Source organism: Herbaspirillum rhizosphaerae, from assembly GCF_001189965.1.
In the GTDB taxonomy this organism is placed as follows: Bacteria; Pseudomonadota; Gammaproteobacteria; order Burkholderiales; family Burkholderiaceae_D; genus Herbaspirillum; species Herbaspirillum rhizosphaerae.
In genome coordinates, this window is record NZ_LFLU01000011.1 from 149,556 (window position 1) to 171,371 (window position 21,816).

Here is a 21,816-nt window from a genome sequence, read left to right on the forward strand (position 1 = left end):
CTTACCTAAAAAACCGATTACTTCTTACAATTTCACCCATTGAATAGGAGAATGTGTGATGAAAGTCATCGTATTGGGAGCAGGCATCATCGGTACCGCGTCCGCGTGGTTTTTGAAGCGCGAGGGTTACGACGTGACCGTCATCGATCGCCAGCCCGGCGCCGCGCAGGAAACCAGTTTTGCCAACGGCTGCCAGATCTCCGTCTCGCACGCCGAACCATGGGCCAATCCCTCCGCTCCGCTCAAAGTCCTGAAATGGCTGGGCAAGGAAGACGCGCCGCTGCTGTATCGCTTCCGTCCTGAATGGCTGCAATGGAAATGGGCCGTCAACTTCCTGCGCGAATGCACGCCTGCGCGCACCGACGCCAACATCCGCCAGATCGTCGCGCTGTGCGAATACAGCCGCCAGACGCTGGTGGCCCTGCGCGCCGAAACCAATATCCAGTACGACCACCTGACCCGCGGCATCCTGCATTTCTACACGGATGCAAAAGAATTCGAGCTGTCGCTGCCGGCTGCCAAGCTGATGCGCGACCTCGGTTGCCAGCGCGACTCGATCAGCGCCGAAGAAGTCATCAAGATCGAACCGGCACTGGCCAGCATCCGCGACAAGATCGTCGGCGGCGACTTTACCGCCAGCGATGAATCGGGCGACGTCTACAAGCTCACCACCGGTCTGGCGCAAAAGGCGGAAGACGCCGGCGTCGACTTCCAGTTCAACACCACCATCACCCGCCTGCTGACCGAAGGCACCGGCGCCGCCGCCAGGATCACCGGCGTGGAAGTCATCGACGGCGCGGGCCGCCACAAGATCCTGCGCGCGGACAAGTTCGTCGTCGCCATGGGCAGCTTCTCCGAGCCGCTGCTGCGCCCGCTGGGCATCAACCTGCTGCTGTACCCGGGCAAGGGCTACTCGGCCACTTACAAAGTCACCAACCCGGATGCGGCGCCGACCGTGTCGCTGACCGACGACGGCTACAAGCTGGTCGTCTCGCGCCTGGGCGACCGCTTGCGCGTAGCCGGCACCTGCGAGCTGAACGGCTACACCCGCGAACTGAACAACACCCGCTGCGACGCCATCACCCGCCGTACACGCGAGCTGTTCCCCGACGGTTGCGACTATGACAATCCAGTGTACTGGACCGGCCTGCGCCCGCTGACGCCGTCCAACATCCCTTACGTCGGCAAGACCAAGTTCAGCAACCTGTTCCTCAATACCGGCCACGGCACATTGGGCTGGACCATGGGCGCAGGTTCGGGTCGCGCGATCGCCGAAATCATTGCCGGCCGTCAACCTGAAATCGACTTCGGCTTTACCGGCATGCCGCGCATCGCGCCTGGCAAGCTGGCGGCTCAACCAGCGTAAACGTTTGCCCTCCTTATAGACCGGGTTCCGCCCCTTCCCTCCCATTCGGAACTCGGTCTATATTTTTACAATTCTTCACTGATGCACCGCAAAGCTCCCCAAATCGGCTTGGTGTAGAATCAGCCCATCCTTTGCGACGGGACCGTCGCATTATTTCCAGATTAATTCGCTGCATCAGCGTTGATATCGCGTTTAACGCGCTTATCTATATACGATGGCGAACCGGTTTTACCGGTACCGCCATCATCATGAGGACATTGCAATGAAGTGGGTTGTTGTCGGTATTTATCTGTTTTCCATCTTGTTCATCCATTTCCGCGGAAAGGTGAGACTGCCGTTTTTCCGGCAGTTCTTCGACCATTCCTCGATCATGGCGCCGATCAATTTGTTCATGTACGCCTTCTCGCGCGTGCCGGCAGTGCCGTATCCCCCTGCGACCAAGGATTTCCAGAACCTGCACTTGCTGGACGACAACTGGGAAACCATCAGGGCCGAAGCCATCAACCTGCAGAACATTTCCAAGATCAAGGCGGCGGAAAAGAACGACGACGCCGGCTTCAATTCTTTCTTCAAAGCCGGCTGGAAGCGCTTCTACCTGAAGTGGTACGACGCCAGCCATCCCTCGGCCGAGCAGTTCTGCCCCAAGACCGTCGAGATCCTGCGCCGGATTCCTTGCGTCAAGGCGGCGATGTTCGCCGAGCTGGCGCCGGGCGGCACGCTTAATCCGCACCGCGATCCCTATGCCGGCTCACTGCGCTATCACCTCGGCCTGGTCACGCCCAACGACGACCGCTGCTTCATCGAAGTCGACGGACAGCGCTACAGCTGGCGCGACGGCAAGAGCGTGGTGTTCGACGAGACCTTCATCCACTGGGCGCAGAACGGCGCCGAGACCAACCGCATCATCCTGTTCTGCGACGTCGAACGCCCATTGCGTTACGGCTGGGCGCAAGCAATCAACAAGTGGCTCGGCAAGACCATGATGACCGCAGCCAGTTCGCCCAATGAAACCGGCGACCAGACCGGCCGCATCAACAAGCTGTTCCGCTTCGTATGGGTTGCCGGCCAGTATCGCCGCAAGTTCAAGAAGTGGAACCGCAACGTCTATCGCGCTACCAAGTTCGGCCTGATCATCGCCGTAGCGCTCGCCATCATTTACCTGTAATTCTCCGCCGCATCCGGCGCGCCGCAGGCATCGCGGCGCGCCATTCCTCCCGCAGCACCCTTTTCATGTTCAAAAGCGAGTCCTCACGCAATGCACACTGCACTTGCACGGCACTCCTGCATTCGTCCCTCGGAATACGATACGTTCTGTCTCTCCGTTCTAAATAATATAAATAATAAATTGCTGCACTGCTTCCAGCGCGCTGAGGCCTGCATTGCCGGATTTATTTCACCGAAGCGGCGACGCAATATTGCGCGTAAATCATTTCGCTTTTCCCGCACGGAAACATTCGATTCGCGGCGATATCTCACATCTGCGACGCATGAGGCGAGACGGTGAGTGCCAATATAGTGCGGGCAATGCGAGCCATTGCGAAGCAACATTTCCACTCGGAAATGAAAGAAAATTATTCGCTTTGATTTTGCGTTAACTCAATAGCTGTTACCTCAAGCTGCGTGTAAAATCCCGTGGTTCCCGGCTTGATTCATGGCTTGATTCTTGCGTAATGTCCTTATGCATTCTATGAATGGTAAAGCCAATGAGAACGCGTTGAACGTGTTCCAAGAGTACCCACTAGACATAGAATAATGTGCTCACGCAGGAGTCGACATCCGGATGATGAAACTGCTTCTAAAGAACCTGATAGATATCACGGCGCAACGTGAAAACACGCGCCTTGCCGGATCCGTCATCACTGCCCTGTATGAACTCACCAAAGTCCGGCAGATTCGCGTGCACGATATCTTCGCCCTGCGCGACGAGCTGTTCGTGCAGGAAAAAATGTTCCTCGACGAAGGCCGCCTGAGCACCATCGCCGAACACACCGACGACGATCCCAAGGAACCGCTGAGCAATTTCCCCGCCATTGCGGCATGCATGCGCCAGCACAAGAACGAACACTGCGAAGTCGACAGCGACGGCACGCATGTGCTCTGGCTGCCGGTATGGTTGCACGGCAAGGTCAACACCTGCATCGAGATCCGCCATCCGCATGCCTACGACGCCGCCATGCGCGAATTGATCGACGGCGTGTTCGCGATTTACTGCAACTATCAAAGTCTGCTCGACTACAGCGAGCGCGACGCCCTCACCGGTCTGTTCAACCGCAAGACTTTCGACGAACAATTCTCGCGCCACGCCTTCGCCATCGCGCCGCACGAAGCCCATTCGGTCGACAGCAACGAACGCCGCCATTCGGGCAATGCCAAATCGCACTGGCTGGCCGTGGTCGACATCGACCACTTCAAGCAGGTCAACGATCAGTACGGTCACCTCTACGGCGACGAAGTGCTGATCCTGGTCGCCAATATCCTGCGCACCTCGTTCCGCTCGCATGACCGCATCTTCCGTTTCGGCGGCGAAGAATTCGTCATCCTGCTGCGCTCGACCACGGTGGACGACGCCCGCAAGATCTTCGACCGCTTCCGCCAGCACGTGCAAGACTACGACTTCCCGCAGGTCGGCAACGTCACTGTCAGCCTCGGTTTCGTCAGCATCTCGCACGAAACGCCGGTGGTCATCCTCGGCCATGCCGATCAGGCTCTGTACCATGCCAAGGAAAACGGCCGCAACCGCATCTGCTATTACGACGAACTGGTGACCTCGGGCGTGCTCAGCCCGGAAATTTCCACCAATGACATCGTCGAATTCTTCTAAAAGCCCGGCCTCATTTTTGATTTATAAAAGACCGCCGCCAGGTCATGCATCTGCTGCATAACCTGCGCAAAACCATGCTGTAAAAGCATGGGACATCCCCTGCGCAGTTCCGTAAGATTCTTTCGTGCCATAAACACAACGCAAAACGATTGGCACGCAAGTCGCCGTCGCGCGCACTATCCAGCAGCATCCAGCGCCACGGCGGGACCATCTAATGATCTTACGATTGCTCAGGAGACCTTCATGCAACACCAGAAGCTGAAACAACTCGGTGGCGTCCTGCTACTGTCCGCCGCCATGTCGCTATCCGCACAGGCACAAGAAAAGAAAGCCAACGTCGTCGTCATCGGCACGGGCGGCACCATTGCCGGCGCCGGCGCATCGAGCGTCAATACTGCAGCCTACCAATCGGCAGTCGTACCGGTCGACAAGATCATCGCCGCCGTGCCTGAAGTGTCGAAGATCGCCAACGTGCGCGGCGAACAAATCTTCCAGATCGGCAGCGAAAGCTTCAACGACGAACGCCTGCTGAAACTGGGCAAGCGCGTCTCCGAACTGCTCAAGCAGAACGACGTCGACGGCATCGTGATTACTCACGGCACCGACACCATCGAAGAAACCGCCTACTTCCTCAACCTGACGCTGAAGAGCGACAAGCCTGTCGTGGTGGTCGGCTCCATGCGTCCGGGCACGGCGCTGGGCGCAGACGGCGCGCTGAACCTGTATGACGCGGTGCTGGTCGCCGCCAGCAAGGATGCGGCAGGCAAAGGTACGCTGGTGGTCATGAACGACGAGATCCATTCCGGCCGCGACGTCACCAAGACCAACTCGTTCAAGGTTGAAACCTTCCGCTCGCCCTACGGCCCGCTGGGTTATGTGGTCGAAGGCAAGCTGATGTTCTACCGTTTGCCGGCGCGTCCGCACACCACGCAGACCGAGTTCGACATCGACAAGATCAACAGCCTGCCGCGCGTGGACGTAGTCTACAACTACGGCAACGTCAGCCGCGCCGCGTATGACGCCTTCGTCACCGCCGGCGCCAAGGCCATCATCCATGACGGCACCGGCAACGGCAGCGTCGCCGAACAGATCGTCCCGGTCCTGCAGGAAGTGCGCAGCAAGGGCGTGCAGGTGGTCCGTGCGACCCGCACCGGCAGCGGCGTCGTGATCCGCAACGGCGAGCAGCCTGACGACAAGTTCGACTGGGTGGTCACCGACGACCAGAACGCGCAGAAGGCGCGCATCCTGACTGCGTTGGCGCTGACCAAGACCAACGACAGCAAGGAGCTGCAAAAGATCTTGTGGAAGTATTGATCGCAGGTAGTCGTAAGGAATTTACTGTGTGACCTCTGGAGCGTTTCAACAATCTCTGAAGTTCATTTCTGCAGCAGTAAATAAAAAGCCGTTCAGTGCAAACTGAACGGCTTTTTCCATGTGCGGCGGAATCGGGCTGTTTATCTGGACTTCAGGCGTTGACGCAGATAAGCGATCACGCCCGGCATGATAGACAGCACCACGATCACGAGGATCAGCAGGCTGAGGTTTTGCTTCACCACCGGCAGGTTGCCGAAGAAGTAGCCCGCATACCCAAAGCTCGCCACCCACAGGATGCCGCCGATCACGTTGTAGGCGAAGAAGCGCGGATAGGTCATCGCGCCCACGCCTGCCACGAACGGCGCAAAGGTGCGCACGATGGGCGCGAAGCGCGCGATGATCACGGTCTTGCCGCCGTGACGCTCATAAAAGGCGTGGGTCTTGTCCAGATATTCGCGCTTGAAGATGCGCGAATCGGGCCGGTCGAACAGCTTCAGGCCAACAGCCTTGCCGATCTGGTAGTTGACGGTATCGCCGAGAATCGCGGCAACGATCAGCGTCAGCACCATCAGGTGGATGTCGAAAGCGCCGGTGGCGGCAATCGCGCCGGTGACGAACAGCATCGAATCGCCCGGCAGGATAGGCGTCACCACCAGTCCGGTTTCGGCAAAGATAATCAGGAACAGAATCAGGAACAGCCACGGGCCGTAAGCAGCCGCCAGCTCGGTCAGATGGCGATCGATGTGCAGAACGAAGTCAACCAGAAACAAGAGAAAATCCATGAAGCCCGCCAGAAAGAGGTACAAGGGAAAACGCGCATTGTACCAATAGACGCTTGCCCTTCCCTTTATCCGGCAGTGAAGATGCCGCCGATGACGAATCTCTTACCGCGCCGTCACGGGGAAAACTCTTTATACAATTTCCCGGCAATATCGAACAAGGCATCGTTGGCCTTGGCGCTGGAGATGTTGGTGACGATCACCATCCCGAAATCCTTCTCCGGACTGAACCAGATATGCGCCAGGTTTTTCTGGTTGGAGCCGCCGTGGAACACCAGCGGCAGCGGCGACCAGTCCGTCGTCGCGATCACCCAGCCGAGGGCGTACTTGCCGGCCGACGGCGTTCCCGGCGCCGGATTCTTCGCCGACGGCATGTCGACCACCGGCGTGTGCAACAGTTTCAGCGTCTCCGGTTTCAGCAAGGCCGGGCCGCGCTTGCCTTCGCCGGCGTTCCAGCCGGCCCAGCGGGCAAAGTCCATGACCGACATATTCGCCATGCCGGCCGGGCCGATGATCTGCGGATTGTCGTCGCCCGGTCCGGCCATGAAGGCCTTGATCGTGCCGTCGTCGAGGATGCCGTGGCCGAGCGCGGCATCGATGCGCCCCGGGCTGGCTTGCGAACCGAGACCCGCGGTCTTCAGCTCCAGCGGATCGAAGATCCATTCGCGGATCAGTTCGTCCCAGCTCTTTTTGGCGACCCGCTCGATCATCGCGCCGGCGACCGTGTAGCCCATGTTGGAATAGGCAAAGCGCTGTCCCGGCGCTGACTGCAGCGGCTTGCTCATCCATTGCTCCAGCAGCCAGTAACGCAGGTCGTCGAGGTTGCCTTCCTCAAACGTCGACTTGGCCAGCAGTTCGATGAACTCGGCGTTGTCGGCAGGAATGCCGGAGGTATGCGCCAGCAACTGGCTGATCGTGATGCTGCGAAAACCCGCATCCATCTTCGGCGCCAGTTCGGGGAAGACGTCGCCGACGGTCGTCGTCCATTGCATCTGGCCGCGGTCGACCAGGATGCCGGCCAGCGTCGCCGTGAATGCCTTGGTGTCGGAGCCGATATGGAAACGGTCATTCACCGTCACCGCGATGCCGGAGCCGAACTTGCGCTCACCGACCGCGCCGGCGCTGACGATCTTGCCGTCCTTGACTACCGCAGTGGCCACCGCCGGCAAACGATACTGTTCCAGATACGGTTTCAGCATGTCGTCCAGCGACGTCTGGGCCTGGGACAGAGAAGGCAGCGTGACGGTAATGGCAGCAACGACGACCGGCAAAAGCGCCGCGCGACTGATGAGCTTGCGCAGCCCGCCCTTGTTGAATAAAGACATGAAGCTCCCTGAATTGTGTAGAGATATTTTTACCGAGAGGGTACACGATCCGGGCCATCGATGTCTTGCCGGAACCACGCTTACAAGCGCCTACACAAACTTACGCTTCTTTACCGGCCGTCGCCATCAACGTCCGCGACTCGCGGTCGATATAGCACTTGTCTGCACAGGGAGATGCACCATGAGCGAATTCGATCTGATCGTCTATGGCGGTTTCGGCGTCGTGAGCATTGCGCTCATGGCATTGGCGACGGCGCCTGTGGCCGTCATGTGGGGATAAGGGGAGTGAAGGAGATGAACATGCGACTCAAAATAATCGTGGGGCTGAGCGCCGCATTCTTGTTTTTGCTGATGGCGTTCGCCACGCATTACAAGATCCGTCTGGAACAACTGGAACAAAGCACCGGCGTACTGGAGCTACTGGCGGCGGGGATCCCGCTGCTGAGCCTCTTGCTGGCAAGCTGCTTTCATCGCACGCCTGCGCAGCGAGCCGGCAAACACCAGACAAGGCATCAGCTTACACATCAGGCAGGCCGTCGCCGGCAAGAATCATCTGCGCGGCGCTGAGCAGATCGCCCGACAGCCCGGCGCGCGCCTGCTCAGGCGACTTGTCCTGCAAGCCCTTGAGCAGCGCCGCGTGGTGCACCAGCGCGGGCGCTTCCGACAGGCGGCGCGAACCGGCGCGCAGGTCGAGGTTGATCACCGGCCCGACCTGCAGCCACAGGCTTTCGATCAGGCCGACCAGTGTCGCCATGCCTGATCCTTCATAGGCAGCGAAGTGCAATTGCTTGTTGAGGCGGATGATGAGGTCGACGTTCGGCTTCTTGCGATGCATCTCGACGCACAGCGTATCGTGCAAATCCGAGACCGCCTTCAGGCCGTCGGCCGAAATGTTTTGCGCCGCATGCTCGACCGCAAGGCCTTCCAGCGCCAGGCGGATTTTCAGCAGCTCGCGGAATTTGTCCTTGGTCATCAGCGGCACGCGCACGGCGCGGTTGGGCAGGATCTCCAGCGCCCCTTCCGCCGCCAGCTGGCGTATCGCTTCACGCACCGGCATCGGGCTGGTGCCCAAGGCTTCCGACAGGCTCTTCAGCGTCAGCTTTTGACCGGGGCGGACTTGCCCTGCCAGCAGCAGCTCGCGCAAATCGTCGTACACGCGCTGCGACAGCGTGGTGTGCGTGATTTTGCGTATCTGCGAAAGGTCCGCAAGTATCGTGTGTTCCATATCCCCGGCTTCTCACTTGAAACCATTTCATCCGTGCCGATGAAATGCGTATGTTGTTCAACGTTGTCCTGCAAAAGTGTCGCGGATTATAGCAGCCGCATTTCCTTACCCGATCTGCGGGATGCCGCGCCACGCTGACTTGCGCGGCGTTTTCCACGGCGAGCGATACCCTGCTTCAGCCTGCCGGCATGGCCTTGGGCAACATTTGCCATTGCTGCATCGCCGGTTGACACGCCCCAATTCTATCGAATACATTTGATCACATGTCAAATAAATGACATAAAAAAGAGGCTGTTGCAAAAAGATGAACGAGACGCACAGGACGGATTCAGCGATTTGAATCCGGCTTCGCCCCCGCTTTTTCCTCTTCTGCGCGCAAGCACTCAATAAGAAAACAAGCCGCTTCATTCGCGTCCGCCTATGCGGCAGCGTGCGGCGGCTTCCATCGAGACACCCGGCTCGCGCCGGACCATTAGGAGGTTTGCACCATGGAGCAAGACAATAGCAAGATCCTGTCGCCTGGCCGTCGCACCGTTCTGAAAGCCGGCGCCGCCGTCGCCGCCACGTCGGCGCTGGGCTTCCCCGCCATCGTCAAGGCGCAGTCGGACAAAATCATCATCGGCCACCTGACCCCGCGCACCGGCTTCCTCGGTCCGCTGGGCGAATACGCCGTCATGAGCATCAACCTGGCAGTGGAAGAACAGAACAAGGCCGGCGGCTTGCTGGGCCGCCAGCTCACGCTGATCTCGGAAGACTCGGTCAATCCGCCGACCGCCTCCTCCAAAGCGCAGCGCCTGCTGGAACGCGACGGCGCCGCGGTGCTGATCGGTGAAATCTCTTCCGCCTCGGCGCTGGGCATCGCCCAGGTCGCACAGCGCAACAAGAAGCTCTTCATGAACACCGGCTGCAACTCCGACGAGTTGCGCGGCAAGAGCTGCAACAAATTCATGTTCCACATCGAGGCTGCCAACTCGACCTACGTCAAGGCCTGCGGCCGTTCGCTGCTGCACGACAACCTGATCAAGGGCAAGAAGCTGTACGCGCTGTCCGCCGACTACGCCTTCGGCCACGACCTGCTGCGCGCCGCCAAAGCGTTCGTCTCGGCCAACGGCGGCGCGATCGCCAATGACGAGCTGGTGCCGACCGACGCCACCGACTTCAGCCCTTACCTGCTGAAGATCCGCCAGGCCAAGCCGGACCTGGTCATCTCCAACCTGGCCGGCAACCAGATCACCAACTTCATCAAGCAATACTCGGAGTTCGGCCTGCCCTTCCCGATCGCCGGTTTCGGTTTCGATACCGCCGTCGCCTGGGGCGCGGGCGCCGACAATTTTGCCGGCACCTGGCCGACCACCTGGCACCACGACGTCAATGCACCGTCGGCCAAGGCCTTCGTCGCCGCCTTCATGAAGAAGTACGGCAAGCCGCCGGAGAACCAGGCCTGGGGCGAATACGTCGCCTTCCGCTCCATCGTGCAAGCCGTTACCGAAACCAAGTCGCTCGACACCGCCAAGCTGATCGAGTACTTCGAAAAAGGCGCACCCATCGATGCCCTGAAGGCGCGCAAAGGCACCTATCGCGCGTGGGATCACCAGTTGCTGCAAGAGATGTACACGGTCACGCCCAAGCCGAAGGCGCAGATCAAGGACAAGTGGGACTTCATGCTGCTGGGCGCATCGGTGCCGGGACCGAATGAGTCGCTCGAGGTGCTGGCGCCAACGATGCAAGAAAACGCCTGCACTTATACCTGAACGCGCGCCGATAAAACCACCGTCGCTCCAGCGAACGCTGGAGCCCAGCGTCGTTTCATGCACCGTCATCGGTGTAACGACACTGGATCCCAGCGTTCGCTGGGACGACGGTGAATAGCGGAGCGTCTCCGCCTTTTCTTGTCCTCCCCTCCGGAGCAGCAATGCAAATCGTTTTCCTGTTGGAACAAATCCTCAACGGCATCCTGGTCGGCGGCTACTACCTGCTGATCGCCCTGGGGCTGTCGCTGATTTTCAGTCTCGGCGGTGTGGTCAATCTGGCGCACGGCGCCTTCTATGCCATCGGCGCGTATCTCGCGGTGGAGATCACCAAGTACCTCGGCTTTGGCGGCGCATTAATTTTGTCGCCCTTGCTGGTGGCGCTGATCGGCATCCTGTTCGAGCGCTTCCTGTTGCGCCGGTTTTATTCGGCCGATCCCATCCTCGGCCTGCTGCTGACCTTCGGCCTGGCGATGGTGGCGGAACAGGTGATCCGCATCTTCTGGGGCGCTTCGCCGCTGCCGGCCTCCATTCCGCCAGCCTTCAAGGGCCAGATCATGGTCGGCGATTTCATGTATTCCAAATACCGCCTGCTGATGCTGGCCGCCGTCATCGTCGCGCTGACGCTGATCTGGATGCTGCTCAACAAAACCGCTTTCGGCCGCGTGGTGCGCGCCGGCGTGCAGAAGCCGGACATGGTGGCGGTGCTGGGCATCAAGCTGCAGCCCTACATGACCGCCATCGTGATGCTGGGCGTCGGCCTCGCTGCGCTGGCCGGTGTGCTGTTCGCGCCGATCTCGGGCGTGCATCCGGCCATGGGGGCGGAAATCATGACTGCCGCTTTCGTGGTGGTGGTGATCGGCGGCCTCGGCAGCTTCTGGGGCGTAGTGCTGGCGGCCTTGCTGGTGGGCGTGGTGCGCGGCATCACGATCCAGTTCTATGCCCCGGCCGGCGAAGCGTCGATGTATCTGCTGATGCTGCTGGTGCTGATCTTCCGTCCGCGCGGCCTGCTAGGCGAACGCATCGAACGTTTTGAATGAGAGCGGACATGTATAACCCATACAATAAATATCAATCTTTATGGATCGGCGCGCTGGCGCTGGTCATCGTTCCCATCCTGCTGCAGCTGCTGGGCCTGACCACCAGTTCGTCTACCGACGTCGTCATCTACGCCATCGCGGCGATGGGCCTGAACCTGCTGGTCGGCTACACCGGCCTGACGTCGTTCGGCCATGGCGCGTGGTTCGGCGTCGGCGCCTATGCCGCGGCGCTGTCGCAGAAATACTGGTTCCCCGGCCAGATCGTGGCGCCGATGCTGTTCACAATCGTCTTCATTGCCACATCGGCAGCGGTCGTCGGCTTCCTGATCCTGCGCCGGCGCGGCGTGTATTTCTCGCTGCTGACGCTGGCCTTGTCGGCGCTGACGTTTGCGATTGCCTTCCGCTGGACCGATTTCACCGGCGGCGAATCGGGACTCGGCAATGTCGTGCGCCCGGTGGTGGCGGGCATCGATCTGGATCAATCGATTCCCTTCCTCGTGTTCGTCAGCGTGATTGCGCTGATCGTGCTGTTCGTCCTGCAGCGCGTGATCCGCTCGCCCTTCGGCCACACCATCGTGGCGATCCGCGAGAACGAGCAGCGCGCCCGTTTCCAGGGTTACAGCACCATCGTCTACAAGCTGATCATGTTCATCGTGTCGGCCAGCGTCACCGGTCTGGCCGGCGCGCTGCTGGCCTTCCATCATCGCTTCGCTTCGGCTGAACCAACCTCGGTGGCTTTCTCCGGCGAGCTGCTGGCAATGGTGGTGATCGGCGGCATGCGCAGCTTCCTCGGTCCGGCGCTGGGTGCGCTGTTCTATATCCTGTTCCGCGAATGCCTGTCGATCTGGACCGAGAACTGGCTCCTGTGGTTCGGCCTCGCTTTCGTCGGCTTCATCCTGTTCTCGCCGACCGGCCTGGTCGGCATCTGGCAGCAAATCAAACGCCGCCTGCGTCCACCTGCCGAAGTCGGCGCCGCGATGAGCCAGCGCCAGATCGTCGACGGCCTGCCGCTGCCGGTCTTCCTGCAACCGCCTTCGCAAGAAGGACTGGTGCTGGAAGTCAAGGATATCGACATCCGTTTCGGCGGCATCCAGGCGGTCAAGAATGCGCAGATCAATCTGCACGCCGGCCAGATCCACGCCTTGATCGGCCCCAACGGCGCCGGCAAGACCACGACCTTCAACCTGATCTCCGGCATGTTCATCCCGAACCACGGCACGGTGAAACTGAACGGCGAAGAAATCCAGGGCCTGACGCCGGGACAGATTTGCCAGCGCGGCCTGGCGCGTTCGTTCCAGATCACCAATCTGTTCAAGGGTCTGAGCATTTACGAAAACCTGCGGCTGTCTTTGCAAGCGCGCCATGCCGCGCGCTTCAACATGTGGAAAGACATCGACGACTATCCCGAGATCCACGCTGAAACCGAAGAGCTGATGCGCTTCCTCGGACTCAAAGGCATCGACGATATCGAAGGCGGTGCACTCTCCTACGGCGGCCAGCGCCTGGTCGATCTGGGCATCGCGCTCGGTTCCAAACCGCATGTGCTGCTGATGGACGAACCGCTGGCCGGCCTCGCTGCCGCCGAGCGCGAGCGCGTGTCGCGGCTGGTGAAGATCATCGCCGACAACATCCCGGTGCTGATCGTCGAACACGACATCGACCGCGTGCTCGGCTTCTCGCATCAGGTCACGGTGATGAATCAGGGCAGCGTGCTGATGTCCGGCACGCCGGATGCAGCGCGCGCCGACCAGCGCGTGCAGGAAATCTACACCGGCACCGGCACCGGCACGCCGCCCGTCACCGGCCGCGTCGCCGGCGATGCGCAGGAGCGTCCGCAACTGCTGTCCTTCGACAAGGTCAATGCGTTCTATGGCAAGAGTCACATCCTCAACGACGCCACGCTGGAAGTGCGCGAAGGCGAGATCGTCGCCCTGCTCGGCCGCAACGGCGCCGGCAAGTCGACCTTGCTGAAAGCGCTGACCGGTTTGCTGAAACCAGCTTCGGGCGCCATCCGCTACAACGGCAAGGACATCGCCGGCCTGAGCGCGCCCGACATTGCGCGCCTGGGCATCGGCTACGTGCCGCAAGGACGCGGCCTGTTTGCCGGCATGACGGTGGCGGAGAATCTCTCGCTGGGACGGCTGGCGCGCAAGACCGACAGTTCCAACGGCATCGCCTGGAGCGAAGAAAAAATCCTGCACTACTTCCCGCGCCTGAAAGAACGCCTGCACACGCCGGCCGACTTCCTCTCCGGCGGCGAGCAGCAAATGGTGGCGGTGGCGCGCGCCCTGTCGGGCAACGTCAGGCTGCTGTTGCTGGACGAACCCTTCGAAGGTCTCGCACCGGCGGTGGTGCAAGAGCTGTTCACCGTCTTCGATCAGCTGCGCAAGGAAGTCTCCATCGTCATCGTCGAGCACAACCTCGATCTGGTGCTGGCGCTGGCCGACCGTGTGTTCGCGCTGGAACGCGGCGCGGTCTTCCACACCGGACCGGCCGAACCGCTGCTGATCGACCTGAGCTACCGCAAGCAAATTCTCTGGCTGTAACTTTATTTTTCATCAAGCAACAAGGACCAACATGAACACCAGTTTGAAAGATCAACGCGTCGTCGTCACCGCAGGCGCCCAAGGCATCGGCCTGGCCATCACCGCCTCTTTCGTCGCGGCGGGCGCGCAAGTGCACGTCTGCGACGTCAGCGACGACTTCCTCAACAACGCGCGCAAACAGTTCGCCGGCGCGCCGGTCAGCTTCAGCAAGACCGACGTCGCCAGCGAAGCGCAGGTCGACGCCATGTTCGCCGAACTGACGCAACGCTGGGGCGCGCTCGACGTGCTGGTCAACAACGCCGGCATCGCCGGGCCGACCGCCAAAGTCGAAGAGACCGAACTGTCCGCCTGGGACCAGACCATCGCCGTCAACCTGACCGGTCCCTTCCTGTGCACGCGCCGCGCGGTGACGTTGCTGAAAAAAGCCGGCGGCGGCTCCATCGTCAACATCTCGTCGGCCGCCGGCCGTCTCGGCTTCCCGCTGCGTACGCCCTACTCCGCTTCCAAGTTCGGCGTCATCGGCCTGACCGAAAGCTGGGCAATGGAACTCGGCCCGTCCAACATCCGCGTCAACGCCATCCTGCCCGGCATCGTCGCCGGTGAGCGCCAGGAGCGCGTGATCGCCGCCAAGGCAGCCTCCTACGGCATCGGCCACGAAGAGATGCGCGAGCGCCTGCTGTCCAAGGTCTCGATGCGCAAGATGGTCACCGCCCAAGACATCGCCAACCAGATCATCTACATCTGCTCGCCCGCAGGATCTGCCGTCAGCGGGCAAAGTTTGTCGGTCTGCGGTAATGTCGAACATCTCGGCTAACGGACCTCATAAGGAGACACCATGAATGAAAAAATCGCCGTCATCGGCGCCGGCCTCATCGGCCGCGCCTGGGCCATCGTCTTCGCGCGCGCCGGCTGCAGCGTCGCCATCTACGACGCCTTCCCGGAAGCGCTCAACAATTGTCAGAAGCTCCTGCACGACAACATCAGCGACCTGGCCCGCCACGGCCTGATCACTGAAACACCCGACGTCGTGCTGGCCCGCATCACCCCGGTCAGCAGCCTGGCCGAAGCGCTGAAAGGCGCAGTGCTGGTGCAGGAGAACGTCAAGGAAACCGTCGAAGTCAAACGCCAGATCTTCGCCGAAATGGACAAGCTGGCTGAGCCCGACGCCATCCTGACCAGCTCGACCTCATGGATTCCGACCTCCGAGTTCTCCGAACACCTCCCCGGCCGCCACCGCATTCTGGTCGCGCACCCGGTCAACCCGCCCTACCTCGTCCCGCTGGTCGAACTCGCCCCCGCGCCGTGGACCTCGGAAGAAACAGTCAAGCGCGCCCACGACATCTACACCCGCGCCGGCCAGTCGCCGGTGCTGTTGAAGAAGGAAATCACCGGCTTCCTGCTCAACCGCATCCAGGGCGCGGTGCTCAACGAAGCGCTGAACCTGTACGAAAACGGCTACGCCTCTGCCGAGGATCTGGACAAAGTATTGAAGGACGGCCTCGGTCTGCGCTGGTCCTTCATGGGACCGTTTGAAACCATCGACCTGAATGCGCCGGAAGGCGTGATCGACTATGCAAAACGCTATGGCCACACCTACCGCGACGTCGCCAAGACGCAATTGCCGAATGAATGGAATGCAGAGACGTTGAAGGAAATTGAAGATGAACGGCGCAAGGTATTGCGCGCCGATCAGCTGGAAGAGAGATCGCGCTGGCGTGATAACCGCTTGATGGGACTGGTGGCGCATAAACGGAAGCAGCCGACGTGAGTATATGAATCCGGCGATGGTATCGCTGACGAACGCCGCTGGATCCCAGCGTTCGCTGGGACGACGGATTAAATGCTAACGACGGAAGATGAGAATCACGATGCCGAAGGCGAGTGCCCCTGGCGAGGCGAAGCGAGCCAGTCTGGCAGTTCCGCTTGGAGCCAGCCGGTGATGCGATGCGAAAAATGGATTAAGAAGGAAAAACTGTCTGAGCGAAGCGAGTTTTTTTCCTTCCCATTTTTTGCTTCGCAGCACCGGGCACCCCGAAGGGGCTGGATCCCGCGGTCGCCTTCTTTTGCTTACTTTTCTTGGCGAGACAAGAAAAGTGAGCGGCTGCCGGGCCGCCCCCGGCAAAGGTTGATCGAAGAAAGAACAACATCAATTACTTACACAGGCAAGTCGGAACAAAACAACGAACGCCGCTGGATCCTGACTTTCGTCAGGACGACAGAGAAATAAAGAATTACAGAGATAAAGAAAAGCCCCATAAACCAACAATCACCAGGAGAACCAAATGAGCAAACCCAAAAAAGTCATCATCACCTGCGCCGTCACCGGCGCCATCCACACCCCATCGATGTCCCCCTACCTGCCGGTAACGCCAGACGAAATCCGCGACGCAGCGCTGGGAGCCGCCGAAGCCGGCGCCGCCATCGTCCACCTGCACGCCCGCGACCCGCAAAACGGCAAACCGACGCAAGACCCCGACGAATTCCGCAAATTCCTCCCGCAGATCAAAGCCAAATCCAACGTCGTCATCAACCTCACCACCGGCGGCGCGCCGACCATGGGCGTGGAAGAGCGCCTGCAACCGGCACTGCAACTCAAACCTGAAGTCGCTTCGCTCAACATGGGCTCGATGAACTTCGGCCTGTACGAAATGCTGCACCGTTTCAAAGACTTCAAATACGACTGGGAAAAACCTTATCTCGCCGAATCCGACGACCGCATCTTCCGCAACACCTTCAAGGACATCGCCTACATCCTCGAATCGTGCAGCGCCAATCAGACCCGCTTCGAGATCGAGTGCTACGACATCGGCCATCTCTACACCGCCGCCCACTTCATCGACCGCGGCCTGATCAAGCCGCCGTTCCTGATCCAGTCGGTGTTCGGCCTGCGCGGCGGCATCGGCAACGATGTCGAAGACGTGATGCACATGAAGCGCACCGCCGATCGCCTGTTCGGCGACGACTACTACTGGTCCGTGCTGGGCGCCGGACGCGGACAAATCCCGATCGCCACCATGTCGGCGGCAATGGGCGGCCATACCCGCGTCGGCCTGGAAGATTCGCTGTGGGACGGTCCGGGCAAGCTGGCCGAAAGCAACGCCGCGCAGGTCAAACGCATCCGCACCGTGATCGAAGCGCTGTCGCTGGAGGTGGCGACGCCCGACGACGCGCGTGAAATGCTCAAGCTCAAGGGCGGCAACAACGTCGCGTTTTAATTGAAACCTCTCTTCCGTTTTCAACGACGATAACAATGTTTTAGACCATTTCGTCAGCAGCGTCCTACACGCCTTGTAGGAGGCATTTTCCTTTTTATCTCCGGCGGCGCTTCACGATTTTGTGAGCGCCGTTTTTTTTCATTTTCTTTCGCTGTCAGCTTTCGTTTTGATTACGAGACGATGGTTTCAGATAGCCGTCATTTCACTGCACGTTCGGCGCCTCGCCGCCTGACAAGTTGTCAGGAATGGAAAACGAGTCCGCTCCCCAGGCTCTTGCTTGCGGAACATCGTCCGCATCGTTCCTGTCGAACATCCAGTAAAAAAACATCACCTGTGTCGCCCCGATCCTGCGCCGGCAATCTCCGACAATTTCGGACAACACAGGCGGACCCCAGGCAACATGGCGCCGCGCCGTGTGCTAACCCAGCCCAGGTGAACAATGAAAAAAGAAAATCCGCCACCCAGCACGCCCGATGAAAAAGTGGCATCGCGTCGCAGCTTCCTTTTCAAGACCATTGCCATCGTACCCGCGGCCTCCGCGCTGACCACGGCAAGCTTTTCTCCGGCGGTCGGCCAGACGCCGGCAGGCGCGGCTGCCTCCGGCGGCGCCAACGCCAACTATCAGCCGCGCTTCTTCAACGCCGATGAATGGACCTTCATCAAGGCCGCCGTCGACCGGCTGATCCCCGCCGACAGCGAAGGACCAGGCGCACTTGAACTGAATGTGCCGGCCTTCATCGACGGCCAGATGGAATCGGGTTTCGGCCATGCCTCCAACTGGTACATGCAGGGACCGTTCAAGGGCGACGCCTCGCCGCTGTTCGGCTACCAGGCCAGCATGCCGCCGCGCGAGCTGTACCGCGCCGGCATTGCCGCGCTTACCGCCTACTGTCGCAAAAATTTCGGCGGCAAGACCTTCGACCAGCTCGCTGCAAACGATCAGGAGCAGCTGTTCAAGGACATGGACGGCGGCAAAGTGCAGCTCGATACGGTGTCGGCGCAATGGTTTTTCACCTTCCTGCTGCAGAACACCAAGGAAGGTTATCTGTCCGATCCGATCCATGGCGGCAACAAGGACATGGCGGCCTGGAAGATGATCGGCTTCCCCGGCGCGCGCGCCGACTTCCTCGATTTTGTCGGACCGTCGGACAAGGTGTATCCCTACGGTCCGGTCGGCATCGGCGGCAAGCCGGGCTGAAGAGTCCAACGCCGGAAGAACAAAACAATATTGCAATCCGAGGAACAAGAAAATGGCTGATATCACCAAACCGAAGGTCAACGTCGTGCTGGTCGGCATGGGCTGGACCGGCTCCATCATGGGGATGGAAATGACTGAAGCAGGGCTGACCGTGGTCGGCCTGGAACGCGGCGAGAACCGCGACACCAATCCCGATTTCGCCTATCCGAAAATCGCCGACGAGCTGACCTACGCAGTGCGCTACAAGCTCATGCAAAACCTGTCGAAGGAAACCGTCACGGTGCGCCATTCGATCAACGACGACGCGCTGCCATACCGGCAACTGGGTTCCTTCCTGCTGGGCGACGGCGTCGGCGGCGCCGGCGTGCACTGGAACGGCATGACCTGGCGCGCCTATGACGCCGAACTGCAAATCCGCACCCATTACGAACAGCGCTACGGCAAACGTTTCATCCCGGTCGACATGACGATCCAGGACTGGCCGATGACCTATGCGGAGCTGGAACCGTTTTACGATCGCTTCGAATACCTCGCCGGCGTTTCCGGCAAGGCCGGCAACCTCAACGGCCAGATCGTCGAAGGCGGCAATCCCTTCGAAGCGCCGCGCAAGCGCGACTATCCGGTGCCGGCGCTGAAGGACAACGCGCCCGCCAGCCTGTTCGCCAAGGCCGCGCGCGAAGTCGGCTATCATCCGTTTCCGATTCCGGCGGCGAACGCTTCGCAGGCTTATCAGAATCCTTACGGCATGCAGCTCGGCCCGTGCAACTTCTGCGGCTACTGCGAGCGCTTCGGCTGCTACATGTATTCCAAGGCATCGCCGCAAACCTGCATCTTGCCGGCGTTGCTGAAGAAGCCCAACTTCGAGCTGCGCGACAAATCCTACGTCACCAAAGTCAACCTCGACAGCGACGGCAAGCACGCCACCGGCGTCACCTACATGGATGGACAAGGACGCTCGGTCGAGCAACCCGCCGACATCGTCATCCTGTGCGCCTACCAGATGCACAACGTGCGCCTGCTGCTGTTGTCCGGCATCGGCAAGCCCTACGACCCCAGGACCGGCGAAGGCGTGGTCGGCAAAAACTACGCTTACCAAAAGAACAGCTCGGTATCGGTCTTCTTCGACCAGGACGTGGCGATCAATCCCTTCATCGGCGCCGGCTCCGGCGGCCAGGTGTTCGACGACTTCAACGGCGACAACTTCGACCACGGTCCGCACAATTTCGTCGGCGGCGCCTATGTCAGCGCGATGGTTACCGGCGGCCGTCCGATCGGGCAATCGATGGTGCCGGACGGCACGCCCAAGTGGGGCAGCCAGTGGAAGAAAGCGCTCAAGGACAACTACCTGCATTCCTTCAACATCGGCACCGAAGGCTCGGTCATGGCCAATCGCGAAAACTACCTCGATCTCGATCCGACCTACAAGGACGTCTACGGCGTGCCGCTGTTGCGCATGACCTACGACTGGAAAGACAACGAAGTGCGCATGTCGCAGTTCGTCACCGAAAAAGCCGCACTGGTCGCCAAAGCCATGAACCCGAAAGCCTTCACGCCGCATCCGCCGAAATTCGGCGATCACTACGACGTGCGACCGTACCAGACCACCCACACCACCGGCGGCGCCATCTGCGGCGACAAGCCGGGCAACAGCGTGCTCAACAAATACCTGCAATGCTGGGACGTGCACAACGTCTTCGTGATGGGCGCCAGCGCCTTCCCGCAGAACTGGGCCTACAACCCGACCGGCATGGTCGGCGCACTGGCCTACTGGTCGGCTGCCGCGATCCGCGAGCGCTATCTGAAAAACCCCGGCCCGCTGGTGCAAGCATGAGCGCCCGTTTCTTCGGGCAGGCGTTGCTGGCAACGCTGAGCATGGCCGGCATGGCGTCCGCACAGACAGTCAATCCCACGCCGTCGATGCCGCAAGCTGAGCAAATCCAGCGCGGCGAATACCTCGCCCGCGCCGGCGACTGCATGGCCTGCCACACGGTCAAAGGCAAGGCGCCCTTCACCGGCGGCTTGGCGATGAACACGCCGTTCGGCACCATCTACTCCACCAACATCACGCCGGACAAGCAGACCGGCATCGGCAACTACAGCTACGATGATTTTTCTTCTGCGCTGCGCAAGGGCAAGCGCAAGGACGGCAGCCGCCTGTATCCGGCGATGCCGTATACCTCGTTCGCCAAGCTCAGCGATGAAGACGTCTCCGCGCTGTACGCCTATTTCACGCAGGGCGTAAAGCCGGTGCAACAGGACAATCCGAAGACCGCGCTGCCCTTTCCCTTCAACATGCGCATCCTGATGGCGGGATGGAACATGCTGTTCTTCAGCGACAAGCCCTTCAAGGCCGACTCCACGCAAAGCGTCAACTGGAACCGCGGCGCCTATCTGGTGCAAGGCCTGGGCCACTGCGGCGCCTGCCACACGCCGCACGGCAAGCTCGGCCAGGAACAATCGCTGGACGGCGGCAGCGACAGCTTCCTCGCCGGCTATACGCTGGACAACTGGCATGCGCCCAGCCTGCGCAACGACAAGGACGGTCTCGGACGCTGGAACCAGGAACAGATCGCCACCTATCTGCGCACCGGCCGCTCGGACGACGGCGCAGCCTTCGGCGCGATGAGCCAGGTCATCAACGACAGCACGCAGTATCTGAACACTGCCGACTTGCACGCCATCGCTGAATATCTCAGCAGCTTGCCCGGCAAGAAGCCGGGCAGCAGCGCTACGGCCGGCAATACGAAAGCTGCTGCGGCATCCAATGCTGCCGCAGCGGATCAGCCGGCTACAGTGGAGCTGCGTTCAGGCAAACTGCAGACTGCGGGTGCCACGGTGTACCTCAACAATTGCAATGCCTGCCATCGCTCGGACGGCACCGGTGCGATGAAGGCCTTTCCTGCACTGGGCAAGAATGCGGTTGTCAATGTCGATGATCCGACTTCGCTGATTCACATCGTGCTGGCGGGTAGCGCGATGCCGTCTACCAAGTCGGATCCTTCTGCGATGGGGATGCCGGGATTCGGGTGGCGCTTGAGTGATCAGGAGGTGGCGGAGGTGGTTAGCTTTGTTCGGGGGAATTGGGGGAATCATGGGGGGGGTGTTACTGCTGAGCAGGTGGCGGCTGTGAGGAAGGCTGCGCAGAAGTAGGTGTTGGTTCTGCGGTTCTGCGGTTTTGTGTTTTGTTCCGACTTGCTTTTGGTCGGTAATTGATTACTTTCTCTCTTCGGACAACCGTG

General features: G+C 60.4%; 18 protein-coding genes. 15 read left to right on the forward strand and 3 right to left on the reverse strand.

Going from position 1 to position 21,816, the window contains the following annotated elements:
- Positions 1-58: 58 nt before the first annotated feature.
- The 4 genes from AKL25_RS15955 to AKL25_RS15970 all read left to right on the forward strand — a co-directional run bounded on the left by AKL25_RS15955 (position 59) and on the right by AKL25_RS15970 (position 5,501).
- Entirely contained in the window at positions 59-1,366 is a 1,308-nt protein-coding gene (locus AKL25_RS15955) for a D-amino acid dehydrogenase (protein WP_050478682.1), read from the forward strand.
- A 262-nt stretch (positions 1,367-1,628) separates the two neighbouring features.
- Entirely contained in the window at positions 1,629-2,531 is a 903-nt protein-coding gene (lpxO, locus tag AKL25_RS15960) for a lipid A hydroxylase LpxO (protein ID WP_050478683.1), read from the forward strand.
- A 615-nt stretch (positions 2,532-3,146) separates the two neighbouring features.
- A complete protein-coding gene (locus AKL25_RS15965; RefSeq protein ID WP_050478684.1) occupies positions 3,147-4,187 on the forward strand; it encodes a GGDEF domain-containing protein in 1,041 nt (346 codons plus the stop codon).
- A 243-nt stretch (positions 4,188-4,430) separates the two neighbouring features.
- Positions 4,431-5,501, forward strand: coding sequence for an asparaginase (locus AKL25_RS15970; RefSeq protein ID WP_050478685.1), 1,071 nt, complete (start codon positions 4,431-4,433; stop codon positions 5,499-5,501).
- A gap of 140 nt (positions 5,502-5,641) precedes the next feature.
- On the opposite strand, the gene AKL25_RS15975 is transcribed toward AKL25_RS15970, so the two are convergent.
- Both AKL25_RS15975 and AKL25_RS15980 read right to left on the reverse strand, forming a co-directional pair.
- Complete coding sequence (locus AKL25_RS15975; protein WP_050478707.1) at positions 5,642-6,283, reverse strand: DedA family protein; 642 nt, start codon at positions 6,281-6,283, stop codon at positions 5,642-5,644.
- 113 nt (positions 6,284-6,396) lie between these two features.
- Complete coding sequence (locus tag AKL25_RS15980; protein ID WP_050478686.1) at positions 6,397-7,605, reverse strand: serine hydrolase domain-containing protein; 1,209 nt, start codon at positions 7,603-7,605, stop codon at positions 6,397-6,399.
- A gap of 300 nt (positions 7,606-7,905) precedes the next feature.
- Here AKL25_RS15980 and AKL25_RS15985 point away from each other — a divergent pair, with 300 nt between their 5' ends.
- Positions 7,906-8,172 carry a hypothetical protein gene (locus AKL25_RS15985; RefSeq protein WP_050478687.1) on the forward strand — a complete coding sequence of 89 codons (267 nt, stop codon included), beginning with the start codon at positions 7,906-7,908 and terminating at the stop codon, positions 8,170-8,172.
- Here AKL25_RS15985 and AKL25_RS15990 read toward each other — a convergent pair.
- Positions 8,123-8,830, reverse strand: coding sequence for a GntR family transcriptional regulator (locus tag AKL25_RS15990; RefSeq protein ID WP_050478688.1), 708 nt, complete (start codon positions 8,828-8,830; stop codon positions 8,123-8,125). The genes AKL25_RS15985 and AKL25_RS15990 overlap by 50 nt on opposite strands.
- Before the next feature lie 488 nt (positions 8,831-9,318).
- Here AKL25_RS15990 and AKL25_RS15995 point away from each other — a divergent pair, with 488 nt between their 5' ends.
- The 10 genes from AKL25_RS15995 to AKL25_RS16035 all read left to right on the forward strand — a co-directional run bounded on the left by AKL25_RS15995 (position 9,319) and on the right by AKL25_RS16035 (position 21,727).
- Complete coding sequence (locus AKL25_RS15995; protein WP_050478689.1) at positions 9,319-10,581, forward strand: ABC transporter substrate-binding protein; 1,263 nt, start codon at positions 9,319-9,321, stop codon at positions 10,579-10,581.
- A 161-nt stretch (positions 10,582-10,742) separates the two neighbouring features.
- Positions 10,743-11,618, forward strand: a complete 876-nt coding sequence (locus AKL25_RS16000; RefSeq protein ID WP_050478690.1) for a branched-chain amino acid ABC transporter permease — start codon at positions 10,743-10,745, stop codon at positions 11,616-11,618.
- 8 nt (positions 11,619-11,626) lie between these two features.
- On the forward strand, positions 11,627-14,164 hold the full coding sequence (locus AKL25_RS16005; RefSeq protein WP_050478691.1) for a branched-chain amino acid ABC transporter ATP-binding protein/permease: 2,538 nt from the start codon (positions 11,627-11,629) through the stop codon (positions 14,162-14,164).
- 31 nt (positions 14,165-14,195) lie between these two features.
- Positions 14,196-14,978: an SDR family oxidoreductase gene (locus tag AKL25_RS16010; protein ID WP_050478692.1), complete on the forward strand. Its 783-nt coding sequence runs from the start codon at positions 14,196-14,198 to the stop codon at positions 14,976-14,978.
- A gap of 21 nt (positions 14,979-14,999) precedes the next feature.
- Complete coding sequence (locus AKL25_RS16015) at positions 15,000-15,932, forward strand: 3-hydroxyacyl-CoA dehydrogenase (RefSeq protein WP_050478693.1); 933 nt, start codon at positions 15,000-15,002, stop codon at positions 15,930-15,932.
- Between the two features lie 72 nt (positions 15,933-16,004).
- On the forward strand, positions 16,005-16,391 hold the full coding sequence (locus tag AKL25_RS24280) for a hypothetical protein (protein ID WP_157050668.1): 387 nt from the start codon (positions 16,005-16,007) through the stop codon (positions 16,389-16,391).
- 55 nt (positions 16,392-16,446) lie between these two features.
- Entirely contained in the window at positions 16,447-17,379 is a 933-nt protein-coding gene (gene kce / locus AKL25_RS16020; RefSeq protein ID WP_050478694.1) for a 3,5-dioxohexanoate:acetyl-CoA acetone transferase, read from the forward strand.
- A 439-nt stretch (positions 17,380-17,818) separates the two neighbouring features.
- Entirely contained in the window at positions 17,819-18,577 is a 759-nt protein-coding gene (locus AKL25_RS16025) for a gluconate 2-dehydrogenase subunit 3 family protein (protein WP_050478695.1), read from the forward strand.
- A gap of 52 nt (positions 18,578-18,629) precedes the next feature.
- Positions 18,630-20,408 (forward strand): GMC family oxidoreductase, encoded by a 1,779-nt coding sequence (locus tag AKL25_RS16030; protein WP_050478696.1) that lies wholly within the window; start codon positions 18,630-18,632, stop codon positions 20,406-20,408.
- Positions 20,405-21,727 carry a cytochrome c gene (locus AKL25_RS16035; protein WP_083444737.1) on the forward strand — a complete coding sequence of 441 codons (1,323 nt, stop codon included), beginning with the start codon at positions 20,405-20,407 and terminating at the stop codon, positions 21,725-21,727. The genes AKL25_RS16030 and AKL25_RS16035 overlap by 4 nt, the downstream gene beginning before the upstream one ends.
- The last annotated feature ends 89 nt before the right edge of the window (positions 21,728-21,816 follow it).